The sequence below is a fragment of the Epilithonimonas sp. genome, from assembly GCF_056329745.1.
Genome location: NZ_JBWEYV010000004.1, coordinates 144,273 through 156,514 on the forward strand (window position 1 = coordinate 144,273; position 12,242 = coordinate 156,514).

At 39.4% G+C, this 12,242-nt stretch carries 9 protein-coding genes; 2 read left to right on the forward strand and 7 right to left on the reverse strand.

Features of this window, described 5'->3' with window-relative positions:
- Window positions 1-57: 57 nt before the first annotated feature.
- Window positions 58-1,329 (forward strand): serine--tRNA ligase, encoded by a 1,272-nt coding sequence (gene serS / locus AC00Y6_RS04900; protein ID WP_474489499.1) that lies wholly within the window; start codon window positions 58-60, stop codon window positions 1,327-1,329.
- Window positions 1,330-1,395: 66 nt separating this feature from the next.
- On the opposite strand, the gene AC00Y6_RS04905 is transcribed toward serS, so the two are convergent.
- From AC00Y6_RS04905 to ruvC, 4 genes are all read right to left on the reverse strand, one after another.
- Window positions 1,396-2,334 (reverse strand): hypothetical protein, encoded by a 939-nt coding sequence (locus AC00Y6_RS04905; RefSeq protein ID WP_474489500.1) that lies wholly within the window; start codon window positions 2,332-2,334, stop codon window positions 1,396-1,398.
- Window positions 2,335-3,765: an MBOAT family O-acyltransferase gene (locus AC00Y6_RS04910; RefSeq protein WP_474489501.1), complete on the reverse strand. Its 1,431-nt coding sequence runs from the start codon at window positions 3,763-3,765 to the stop codon at window positions 2,335-2,337.
- Window positions 3,766-3,780: 15 nt separating this feature from the next.
- Window positions 3,781-5,907, reverse strand: a complete 2,127-nt coding sequence (locus AC00Y6_RS04915) for a helix-turn-helix domain-containing protein (RefSeq protein ID WP_474489502.1) — start codon at window positions 5,905-5,907, stop codon at window positions 3,781-3,783.
- 78 nt (window positions 5,908-5,985) lie between these two features.
- Window positions 5,986-6,540, reverse strand: a complete 555-nt coding sequence (gene ruvC / locus AC00Y6_RS04920; protein ID WP_474489503.1) for a crossover junction endodeoxyribonuclease RuvC — start codon at window positions 6,538-6,540, stop codon at window positions 5,986-5,988.
- Between the two features lie 102 nt (window positions 6,541-6,642).
- Here ruvC and AC00Y6_RS04925 point away from each other — a divergent pair, with 102 nt between their 5' ends.
- Complete coding sequence (locus tag AC00Y6_RS04925; protein WP_474489504.1) at window positions 6,643-9,375, forward strand: M16 family metallopeptidase; 2,733 nt, start codon at window positions 6,643-6,645, stop codon at window positions 9,373-9,375.
- A 202-nt stretch (window positions 9,376-9,577) separates the two neighbouring features.
- On the opposite strand, the gene AC00Y6_RS04930 is transcribed toward AC00Y6_RS04925, so the two are convergent.
- The 3 genes from AC00Y6_RS04930 to AC00Y6_RS04940 all read right to left on the reverse strand — a co-directional run bounded on the left by AC00Y6_RS04930 (window position 9,578) and on the right by AC00Y6_RS04940 (window position 12,169).
- Window positions 9,578-9,955, reverse strand: coding sequence for a VOC family protein (locus AC00Y6_RS04930; RefSeq protein ID WP_474489505.1), 378 nt, complete (start codon window positions 9,953-9,955; stop codon window positions 9,578-9,580).
- 171 nt (window positions 9,956-10,126) lie between these two features.
- Window positions 10,127-11,158 carry a ferrochelatase gene (gene hemH, locus AC00Y6_RS04935; protein WP_474489506.1) on the reverse strand — a complete coding sequence of 344 codons (1,032 nt, stop codon included), beginning with the start codon at window positions 11,156-11,158 and terminating at the stop codon, window positions 10,127-10,129.
- Window positions 11,159-11,290: 132 nt separating this feature from the next.
- A complete protein-coding gene (locus AC00Y6_RS04940) occupies window positions 11,291-12,169 on the reverse strand; it encodes a NifU family protein (RefSeq protein WP_474489507.1) in 879 nt (292 codons plus the stop codon).
- Window positions 12,170-12,242: the final 73 nt, after the last annotated feature.

Consider the following 12,242-nt stretch of genomic DNA (forward strand, 5'->3'; position numbering starts at 1 on the left):
AATTACTATAATTCATTATAAACCCAACAACCAATAACTACAACCAACAACCCAACTATGTTACAGGTTAATTTTTTGCGCGAAAACAAAGAGCGCGTTTTGGAAGGCTTGAAGAAAAGAAACTTCAAGGAATTAGATTTGGTCGATGCGGCAATCAATGCTGACGACGAAAGAAAAAAACTGCAGTTTGAGCTCGACTCACAACTTTCTGAGATGAACAAGATTTCGAAAGAAATTGGCATCCTGATGAAAGACGGTAAAAAAGAGGAGGCTGAAGCAGCAAAATCCAAAACTTCGCAATACAAAGAATCGAGCAAAGAATTGCAAAACCAACTCAACGAAGCCGAAAAATCGCTTATCAATATCCTTTACCTGATCCCGAATATTCCTAACGAGAAAGTTGTGGCCGGCGTTTCTGCCGATGACAACGAGATTGTTTACGAATCTACAACAGTAGAAGGTCTAGGCGAAGGTGCGATCCCGCATTGGGAACTGGCCAAAAAATACAACCTGATTGATTTTGAATTAGGTGTTAAAATTGCCGGAGCAGGTTTCCCTGTTTATTTGGGGAAAGGGGCACGATTGCAAAGAGCATTGGTGCAGTATTTCTTAGACAAAAATACCGATGCCGGCTATATGGAAATTAATCCGCCGCATGTGGTGAACGAAGCTTCGGGATATGGAACAGGGCAGTTGCCGGATAAGGAAGGCCAAATGTACTACATTGGTGCCGATGACCTCTACCTGATCCCTACGGCAGAAGTGCCTGTCACCAATATCTACAGAGATGTTTTGCTGGATGAGAAGGACCTTCCTATCAAAAATACTGCTTATTCCCAATGCTACAGGCGCGAAGCTGGAAGTTACGGTGCGCATGTACGCGGGTTAAACAGGCTTCACCAATTTGAAAAAGTGGAGATTGTAAGAATCGAAAAGCCGGAAAATTCTTATGCCGTTTTAGAAGAAATGGTAGAGCACGTTAAATCAATTCTGGAAGACTTGGAACTGCCTTACAGAATCCTGAGACTTTGCGGTGGCGATACAGGTTTTACCTCTGCAATGACCTATGACTTCGAAGTTTGGAGTGCCGCGCAGGAGAAATGGCTGGAGGTGAGTTCTGTTTCCAATTTTGAAAACTTCCAGGCCAACCGTCTGAAATGCCGTTACAAAGGCAGCGAAGGAAAATCCCAATTGGTACACACGCTGAACGGTTCTGCAATGGCATTACCAAGAATCATGGCCGCACTATTGGAAAATAACCAAACACCGGAAGGTATCAGATTACCAAAAAAGGTAGCAGAATATGCAAGGTTTGAATTGATTGATTAATTCATAATTTAATAAAAATAAGGAAGCCGCAATGTGAAATTTGCGGTTTTTTTTATGCTTGGAAATCTATTTTTTATTGTTAAAAATCACGCGATTCGTAAAGTCATTTACAATCCGCGAACATTTGGCTGCCCCGCCTGTATCCAGATGATCAGCATCATAAAAATCTTCTAAAGTAAATCTTTTGTCGGTAAATAAATTGAGGTTATAGACATTGGCGTTTTTGGAAGTAATAATTTTACAGGTGTTTTGTATTTTTTTTAGTTTCACAGGGTTTACATTGTCAGAAAAATACTTGGTGACAGGCATGTTCAGGAGCAGAACCTTGATATTTCTCTTTTTACAGGCATCAATCATAGACTGGATTCTGCTTATATTATCGGTAAAGTTCATCAATCCGTCTTCTATATTCTTCACCCTTATTAAAGCATCTTTTTCCAACAATGGTTTTTTAGCTGATTTTTTGTAATTGGTTCCAAAACCGTTCTGGTCACAATGGGCGATGGTTCCATCTTTCAGGTATTGGGCAATTAGTTTTGAATTGGCATTAAAAGTCCTTGTGGAGGAGATGAAATATTTTGTAAGATCATAGCTTTTGATAGAAGGAACATCTAAGTGCATGTAAGTTTGGTAATAATATTTCCTCCATTTGTTCTCTTCTGTTTCTACAATTTCACTCAGGCTGGTATACTCGATATTAAGGACAACACATTTTAAATTACCGAATTGATTAATATATTGATTAAATAATAATTGGTCAAAATAAATTGTTTGACTAATATGAGCCAGATTATAAGCCGGTCGGTTAAAATACCTAGGGTTTAATCCGTAAAAAGTATGTGAGTTTCCCAAGAAGAGAAGTTCCGTTTTATTTAATTTCTTAGGGATTTCTTCGTATTTTACAGAATAATCATTGGGAATCAATCTGTAAAATAACTCAAAAACGATAAAGATCAATAAGACAGGCAGTGAAAATGAAACTAATTTTTTTAACAGGCTTCTCATCTAAAATTGAAAATAAATAAATTGAAAATTTGAACTGTAATAATACAAGATGATGATCGTAATGATATAGTAAAAAGAAATTCTGTATGGTTTTTTCCAATTCATACCCAACTGTTCTATGGCAAAGTTGTTATTTCTGCCTACCCATTCGATTACACAAAATAGAAATATGTAACTTATAACAGTTTTTGGGAAAATTTCTGGGAATGATAGCAAGGATTTGGAAAAAATTTTCCTAATGTAATTAAATGCAAACCCAATAGATTCTGAACGGAAAAATATCCTCGCAAAAGTGACGGTCATGAATGTAGAACTAATCTGGAAGAACAATATAATGGCTGACTTCCAATCGCGTGCACTAGCTATTTCTAGATGACTTCTGTTCGTGTGTGATAATAATAGTGGTATAAAAAATAATGCGTTCAAAAATCCATAGAAAAGAAACGTCCAATTAGCACCGTGCCAGAAACCACTCAGTAGGAAGATGATAAACACATTTCTGATATTTTCCCATTTACTGCCTCTGGAGCCGCCAAGCGGAATGTAAACGTAATCCCTAAACCATGATGAAAGCGAAATGTGCCAACGCCGCCAGAACTCGGCAATATCTCTAGAAAAATATGGGTAAGAGAAGTTCTTTAGAAGTTCTATCCCAAGCATTCTTGCCGTTCCCAGGGCAATATCAGAATAACCGGAAAAATCGCCATAAATCTGGAAAGAAAATAAGATGGCTCCTATCACAAGAGAACTTCCCGAGTACTCCGAAGGGTTTTCAAAAATTTGATTAACGTAGGGTGCGCAACTGTCTGCGATAACAATTTTCTTAACCAGCCCCCACAAAATCTGACGTAGCCCATCTACCGAATTAGAATAATTGAATATTCGCTTGGTTTGGAGTTGGGGCAAAAGATGACCCGCTCTTTCTATAGGCCCTGCAACCAATAGCGGAAAAAAACTTACAAAAAGTGAATAATCCGTTAGGCTTTTGATAGGCTTTATCCTTCCCTTATAAACATCGATGACGTATGACAAACCGTGGAATGTGTAAAATGATATACCAACGGGTAAAATAATCTTGAGAGACCAATTGAGATGTCCAAATCCTAACTGTGATGAGGCTTTAGAAACATTATCAATAAAAAAATTAAAATATTTGAAAAATCCCAAAAAGCAAAGGTTTACAGCAATGGAAAGCCACAACCACTTTTTCTTATGATTTTGAGATTGATCGATTTTTTCTGCTACAAAAAAATCCAAAAGAATGGAAAACATGAGTAGAAAAAGAAAACGCCAATCAAAACAACCAAAAAAGAAAAAACTTGCAACAAGCAGAAACAGGTTTTGCTGCTTAAGGTTTTTATTGAAAACAAACCAATACAGTAAATATACAATGGTGAAAAAGTAAGCGAACTCAATATTGTTGAATAGCATAATCTTTTAGTTCAATTATTTTTTCAAATTCAAAAAGTAAGTCCAGATCAGGCGGATTTCCCCATATTCAAAGTCAGGCGGCAAAACAGATTTCCAGTCATTAATGGTATCCTGAGGATTTTCTTTGAAGGTGATCTCAAAAATTTTGATCTTCTCTTTTGGGTAAATTCTCAGCAGGTCATTGCGGTCCAGTACGCTTTGTTCTGCAAACTTGGCAAGATGCCCAAAGATAGTGGAAACAACAAGTCCTCTTTCTTTGGCAATCTCGGGCAAGGTTTTCCCTTCCTGAAAAAGCTGATAGGTAAGGATATGCGTTGGCACTTTATTGATTTTCAATGAGATTTCAACATCTTTTTCCTTATTGTACAAAGGCGTTTCCAGAAGGTGAACTTCTTTCAGGTCTTTCAAATAATCTTCCAGATCATCCAGCCAAACCCGGAAATCTTCGTTAAAAGCTTTGAGCCCTTTCAGACCTTTGGACTCAGCATAGAAATCTTTTAGTGGCGAGAAAACTTTGTCATTCACATTGGTGAAAAAGAAATTAACAGCACCTTTTGCCTTGCTCTCAATCTCCGGCCATTCTTCTTCTCCCAAAAGGAATTTGTGGGTTTTCTGAAGTAAAACACGTTCAAATTTCATGAAAATCGTGATCAGGTTTTCAATTTCTGACTTTAAGCTAATGTAGAGCTGATGCGATTTGTTTTTATCGATGACCTTGCTTGTTTTGGTCGATAGATTCCAGTTTTCCAATGCCGGGGCAAACCAGTTGCAGTCAATTCTTCTGATCACTTTCTGGATGCTGTAATCGTACTTTTCAGAATTAATGATCTCTTCTATCTTGGCATTGGCGTGCGTCTCATCCTGAAATTTGGAAACTCTTTTGTCACTGAAAATAACATCTGGCATGATCTTGGATTTTAGGATAATTCCTTCTAGCGTTCGACAACGGGACAGGGCAACATAAACCTGCCCGGAGGCAAAACTCTTCCCGGCATCGATAATCAACCGGTCAAATGTTAAGCCTTGGCTTTTATGAATCGTAACCGCCCAAGCCAGGCGAATTGGAAACTGTTTGAAGCTCCCCAAAACCTCCTCTTGGATGTTTTTTTCTGAATCCAGACTGTATTTTTTCTGTTCCCAGGTTTCTGCCTTCAGTTTTATTTCATCTTCGCTGCCATCCAGGATTACCGAAATTTCGTCCTCGTCCAGATAGGATATTTGGCCTAGTTTTCCATTATAATATTTCTTGTCAGTGGAGGTGTCGTTGCGGATGAACATAATCTGTGCACCTACTTTCAGCTCCAGGACTTCGTCATTCGGGTATTGTGTTTCTTTGAAATCACCCACCACTTCAGCATTATAAAAGTGAGGCTTCCCACCCAGTTCTTTTATCTTTTTCTGATTGATGTCGTCCGCCATTTTATTATGCGAACACAGATAAACGTAAGCTTCGTTTTTTGGATGAAAATCCGGCTGATATCGGGCATTCAGTGTTTCAAAATCAACATCTTCCACATTGCCGTCGCGGATGGCGTTGAGGATTTCAAGAAAATGCTCATCAGTTTGTCTGTACACTTTGGTAAGTTCCAGCGTGATAAAATTGCTGTCTTCCAAAGCTTTGGCGTGAAAGAAAAAAGGCGAAGCATAGCACATCGAGAGAATGTATTCGTCCCTTACAACAGGTGGCAGCTGGTAAAGGTCGCCAATGAATAACATTTGCACGCCACCAAAACGCTGCTGGTTCCTGCGGACGTGGCGCAGTGCAAAATCCATCATATCCAGCACATCGGCACGCAGCATAGATGCTTCATCAATAATGATAATTTCGATTTCGCGGAGGAGTTTCAGTTTATCTTTCCTGTATTTGAAATGCGGAATCAAATCCGCAATGTTGTTGGCCAGGTTCTGATCAATCCGCTCCGTGGTAGGCAAAAAAGTCCGCAACGGAAGCCCAAACATAGAGTGGATGGTAACGCCGCCAGCATTGATTGCAGCAATGCCTGTTGGTGCTACCACAATGTGTTTTTTCTTGGTTTTTTTTACAAAATCGTTGAGGAATGTAGTTTTCCCGGTGCCGGCTTTTCCCGTTAGGAAAATATTACGGTTGGTGTGTTCTACAATATCAAAAAGAGAATCATTCATCGATTCAAAAATAAGGAAAAGACGTAAGAAAAAAGATAAAATGACAAAGAAATAAAAAGGTCTGTTAGCAATGTTACATTACTTCAGCCTGTCCGGATTCTGCTTCAGGAAACTGTCCCAGCCTGAGTAGGATTTTTCTGTTGATAAGCTCCCGGAATTGAAATGATGGCAAACCGCAACGGCTAATCCATCAGAAGCGTCCAGAGATTTTGTGGGAAATTCTTTAAGTTTCAGAAGGTTTTGCAGCATGCCTGCAACCTGTTCTTTGCTAGCATTCCCATTTCCGGTGATGGCCATTTTTACCTTTTTGGGAGAATATTCGGTAATTGGGACATCCCTGTAGAGGCTTGCAGCCATTGCAACGCCCTGTGCGCGGCCAAGCTTCAGCATACTTTGCACATTTTTCCCAAAAAATGGCGCTTCCAGAGCTGTCATGTCAGGGTGGTATTCATCAATCAAAGCCAGGGTTTTATCAAAAATAATTTTCAGCTTAGTCTCATGGTTATCGTATTTTTTTAGGATTAACTCGTGGATGGCTACCAGTTCCATTTTGTTTCCTTTGACAGAAATAATTCCAAACCCCATCACGCTGGTTCCCGGGTCTATACCCAAAATGATCTTCTCGACTAACATAATGACAAAAATACGTTAAGATTTTCATAAAGTTATTAGCCTTAAATTTATTTTAATCAAAAATTTATAATTTTAACTGCGAAAAAATTAATAAAATTACACATGAAAAATTTTTTACTCACTGCAGCGGTGGTGTTTTATGCGGGATATGCAACGCCTGTATTTTCACAAAAGGCTGAAACTCCAAAATTTGTAAGCAATGTGGAAGGGATCAAAGAGTATTCCCTAAGCAACGGGATGAAAGTTCTCCTGATTCCTGATGGTTCACAAAGTAATATGGTGGTGAACATCGTTTATAATGTGGGATCAAAAAATGAAGGCTATGGCGAAAAAGGAATGGCGCATTTGCTGGAACACATGCTTTTCAAAAGTACCAAAAACCTGGGCGATATCAAAAAACAGCTTTCCGATAAAGGTGGAAGTGCCAATGGCACAACCTGGTATGACAGAACCAATTATTACGAAGTTTTCCCATCCAGTGATGAAAACCTGAAGTGGTCTATCCAGATGGAAGCAGATAGGATGCTGAATGCTACAATCCTACAGGCCGATCTTGACAAAGAATTTTCGGTTGTAAGAAACGAGTTTGAAATTGGGGAAAATGACCCGGGTGGTGTATTGCAAGAAAGAATTACCTCTACAGCTTACTTGTGGCACAACTATGGAAATAGCACCATCGGTAGCAAAGAAGATATCGAGCGTGTGAAAGCCCCTACGCTGAGGAAGTTTTATGAAAAATATTACCAGCCAGACAACGCGACATTGATTATCGCGGGTAAGTTTGACGAAAAACAAGCCCTTAATTATATTTCGCAGTATTTCTCGGTATTGCCAAAACCGTCTAGAGTTTTGGATGAAAGTTATACTGTAGAACCGGCTCAGGATGGCGAACGTTTCGTAGAGCTTAAGCGTTCTGGCGATAGCAAAGTGGTTGGTGCACTTTACCATACAGCACCTTTTGCTGACAAAGATTATGCGGCACTGGATGCGCTATCAGAAGTTTTGACAGCAGATCCATCGGGCTATCTTTATAAATCTATGATTGATTCTCACAAAGCAGCATCGGTTTATGCTTATCAACAGCAGTTGAGGGATGCCGGGTTTATGTACTTTGGGCTTCAGGTTCCGGCTGATAAGGATGTTAAGGCTACGGAAAATGAGTTCCGTGCAGAATTGGATAAAATCCCTACGATTAAATATACGCAGCAGGATGTTGATCGTGCTAAAGCAAAATTGCTGAAACAGATTGATAATCAGAAAAATAATACCATCAGATACGCTATTGGTTTAACCGAAATTGTGGGAGCCGGTGGTTATAAACTAGGCTTTCTTTACCGGGATAATGTTGAAAAACTGACATTAGCTGATGTACAAAAAGTGGCTGAAAAGTACTTTAGAACCAACAACAGAACAATTGGTATCTTTATCCCCACAAAAGATGAAGTGCGTGTGAAAAATGTGGAATACAGCAACGATCAGTTGGCTACCCTTACAAAAGATTACAAAGGAAAAGCACTGGAAAAAGAAGCGGCTCCTTTCGAAGCCAGTATCAAAAACCTGAAAGCCAACCTTACAGAAGGCACACTTAGCAACGGGATGAAGTATGGTGTTGTGAAAAAAGACATCAAAGGTGGAAAAGTGCTGGCCAGTTTCCGTTTTCCTGTAAGTAATGCCAAGGATCTTAGCGGTAAATCTGATGTAGGATCATTGATGGCACAGGTTCTTAAAACAGGGACTAAGTCTCATACCAAAGAGCAAATTCAAGATATGTTGGATCAGTGGAAATCTAATGTTAACTTTGGTTTTGGTGGACAGACATTGTTTGTCAACGTAAGTACTTACAAAGAAAGCTTGCCAAAAGTAATGGGTCTTATCAAAGAAATCCTTACAGAATCTACTTTTCCAGAGGCAGAACTTACAAAAACAATCAACGAGTACAATACTTATCTAGAAGGTTCTCTTAACGATCCTCAATCTATCGCTTTCAACGAGATTGAGAAAATCACCAAGAATTATCCTAAAGAAAGCATCTACTACACTGCTTCTACGCAAGAGCAGATTGATAACAACAAAAAAGTGAAGCGCGAGCAATTGGTAGATTTCTACAATAAAATCCTGGGATCTAACAATGGTGTGGGAACTGTAGTCGGTGATTTGGATACTAAAACGGCAGGCACTCTGTTAGAGGATACCTTTGGAAAATGGAATTCTAAATCCAAGTACGAATACATCAAACCGGAACTCTTCGCCACCAAAAAACTGGACAAAGAATATCTGACTCCAGACAAAGAAAACGGTGCGGCTGTTGGTAAGATAGCCTTCTCTATGGATAGGAAATCTCCTGATTATCCTGCGTTGGTAATCGCCAACGAGATGTTGGGTAGTGGCGGATTCCTTACCGCAAGAATCCCAACCAGGTTACGCGAAAAAGAAGGGATCAGTTATGGCGCAGGTTCTTTCGTCAGCATTCCTGTGGATAACAATGTGGCATCTTGGGGCTGGTATGCATTCTTCAACCCAACCAAAAAAGATGCAGTTAACAAAGCTTTGAAAGAAGAAGTTAGCAAAGCGGTAAAAGATGGCTTTACAGAAGAAGAATTCAAATCCAACCTTACTTCTTGGCTTAACAGCAGAAAGACGGGTCTTGGAAATGACAATACATTGATGAGCCTAGTTAATACGCAACTGCAGTACGGCGTTCCATTGGAAGATTATGACGCGCTGGAAGCTAAAGTATCAGCACTTAAAGTAGGTCAGGTCAACGATGTGTTAAGAAAATACATCTCCGAAGATAAGTTGACTTCTGTCTTTGCGGGAGATTTTAACAAAAAATAAATCATTTACAAAATAGTAAAAAACCGTCTCAAATTTTTGAGGCGGTTTTTGTTTTTTAGGAGCCGGGAACCTGCTGTCCGCTGTATCTTTTACAAAACCCCTAGCTAATCCAAGTCTTTTTGCAAAAGGATGCCGCTTCCATCAGGGCTAGGATTATTATTGTATAAACATGTTTTCAACATATCATTGTGGTCAACAAATTTTACTGAATTTTGAGCTTTGAAAGAATAATCTTATAACGATCACAATCCTCAAAACAGATTCCGTTCTCTATCCAATAAGGATTTTTGGGTTCTAAGATGGGAACTTTATAAGATTCAAGATTAGCAATAATCTTCTGAAATTCCTCCAACGATTCCGGATAAAAAATCAAGATGTCATCCTCATCAAATTTAGATTCAGGAATGTCATTATTCTCAGTAAATTCCAAATGCCAATTCTCGTTCTCCTTTCCAAGAAAAACACCATCATAACCATTATGCTCCTTGAAATCTCCGAGAACTTTAAAATCCAAAACTTTGGTGTAAAAATCAATCATTTTTTCCAAATTCTGGGTATGGCGAGCGTATCGGAAAATCATTCTTGTATTTTTAGGTTAATCACAAAGGCACAAAGTTATTTTTTGAAATTAATGCTTTGAAAGGCACAAAGATTTCATCGAAGATAAAATTTCATAGTGCCTTAAACATAAAAATCACAATAAACTTGTTTCTTTGTGTTTTAAAATATTTTAGCGGGCTGATGCTCTCGGTTAAAACTTAGCCAGTTTCTCTTCGGATAAGATCTTCACAACATTTACCCAGTTGGCATCTTCGTTCAAGCAAGGGATGTAATCAAAACGTTCGCCGCCACCGTGTAAGAAAATTTCTTTGCCTTCTACAGAGATTTCCTCCAGCGTTTCCAGGCAGTCGGAGACAAAAGCAGGGCAAACAATCGCCAGTTTTTTGATACCTTTTTTGCCAAGCCCTTCTAATGTGGCGTCGGTGTAAGGTTCTATCCATTTATCTTTTCCCAATCGCGATTGGAAAGTCACCATTACTTTATCTTTTGGGAGACCCAGTTGCTCGCGGACAAGCTCTGTAACCTTGAAACATTGATGTCTGTAACAATATTTGTGGGATGGCAAATCATCTTTCATACAGCAATTGTCTATGCTGCAGGTTTTTGTGGGATCGGTTTTATAGATATGTCGCTCCGGAACGCCATGATAAGAAAACTGAAGCAGGTCAAAATCTACAGGTAGCTTTTCCCGGATGCTGTCCGCCAAAGCTTTGATGTAAATATCGCGGTTGTAGAACGGCTCGATATAATTGATTTTAATCTCTGGAAAGAATTTTTTTCGAACTTCTTCTGCTTTGTCAATCACAGTTTCTGTCGTGCTCATGGCATATTGCGGATAGAGCGGGAATAGGGTAATCTCGGTAATGCCTTGATCTACCAACTCTTGGATTCCGTTTTTGATGGATGGCTCGCCATAGCGCATCCCGAGACCCACCGGCACATCCACTACCTCCTGAAGTTTCTGCTGCAAGTGTTTGGAAATCACGATTAGGGGAGAACCTTCGTCTGTCCAAACTGTTTTGTAGGCTTCTGCCGATTTTTTCGGCCTTGTTTTCAGGATAATGCCCTGAACCAATAATGCGCGAAAAATCCAGCGGTAATCGATAACTTTTTCATCCATCAGGAACTCGTCCAGATAATTTTTGACATCTTCTACAGCCGTGGATTTTGGCGAACCGAGATTAACCAGTAGAATTCCTTTTTTGTTGTTTGATTGACTCAAAATAATTTGTTTTTAACGCAATACTGTCATTCCGAAGAAACCTAAAGATGGAGATTCTTTCGGAACGACAAACTTAATGATTAAATCTTATTAATACTGTCAGGTAAATGTCATCCGAGATTCTTGGAGCTATTATCCATTCACCGCTTCCACATTTTCTACCAGTTCCGGAACAAATTGTTTCAAGATACTTTCGATGCCGTTTTTGAGTGTGGCTGTGGAAGAAGGGCAACCGCTGCATGCACCCTGCAAAAGCATTTTGGCCGTTTTGTTATCTTGGTCGTATTCAATCAAAGAAATTTTGCCTCCGTCGTTTTCTACGGCAGGAGCAACATATTCATTCAGGATGTCACTAATTTTTTGCTCATCACTGGTGTACTCTCTGTTGATGATTTTAAGCACAGGATTCTCGTGCTGGTGCGGTTCTTCGTTAGATATAGTCTTGCCGGCCTGCAAAAATTCTGCAATAAAAGAGCGCACCGGATTCATCACCTCATGCCACTGGAACTGCTCGTCTCTGGTAACAGCCACAAAATTATCACTCACGTAAACTTCTTTCACGTAGTCAAAAGCATCAAACAACTCTTTTGCCAAAGGGACATTGTCTGCCTCTTCGCGGGATTTAACTTCTATAAAGCCATCCATCAGCATTTTGCTGGAGATAAATTTCATTACCGCAGGATTGGGTGTCATCTCCGAATAGATCTGGTACATCTCTTTTTTCTTCTGAAGATAAATTCTAGGATTAGCCAACAACTCATCCTCGATGATATTTTTGAGGCTTTCTGCCACATGTTCCCATTCTACCGAATCCTGTTTGGCCACCGCTACAAAATTAGCCGTGATAAAAATCCTTTCTACAAAGGGATAATTGAATAATTCCTGAGCCAAAGGAATCTCTGACACATCAGAATCCCTGTCCAATTCCAGCGAACCGGGAATCAGATTGTAGTCGGCGATGAATTTCATCACCTTTGGGTTTTGGGTAGGCTCTATAATGATTTCTCTCATTTTAAGTAAATTGAACTACAAAATTATCGTAAATTGGTGGAAGAAAAAAGCCGGCAAATCCCAATGTTGTGTT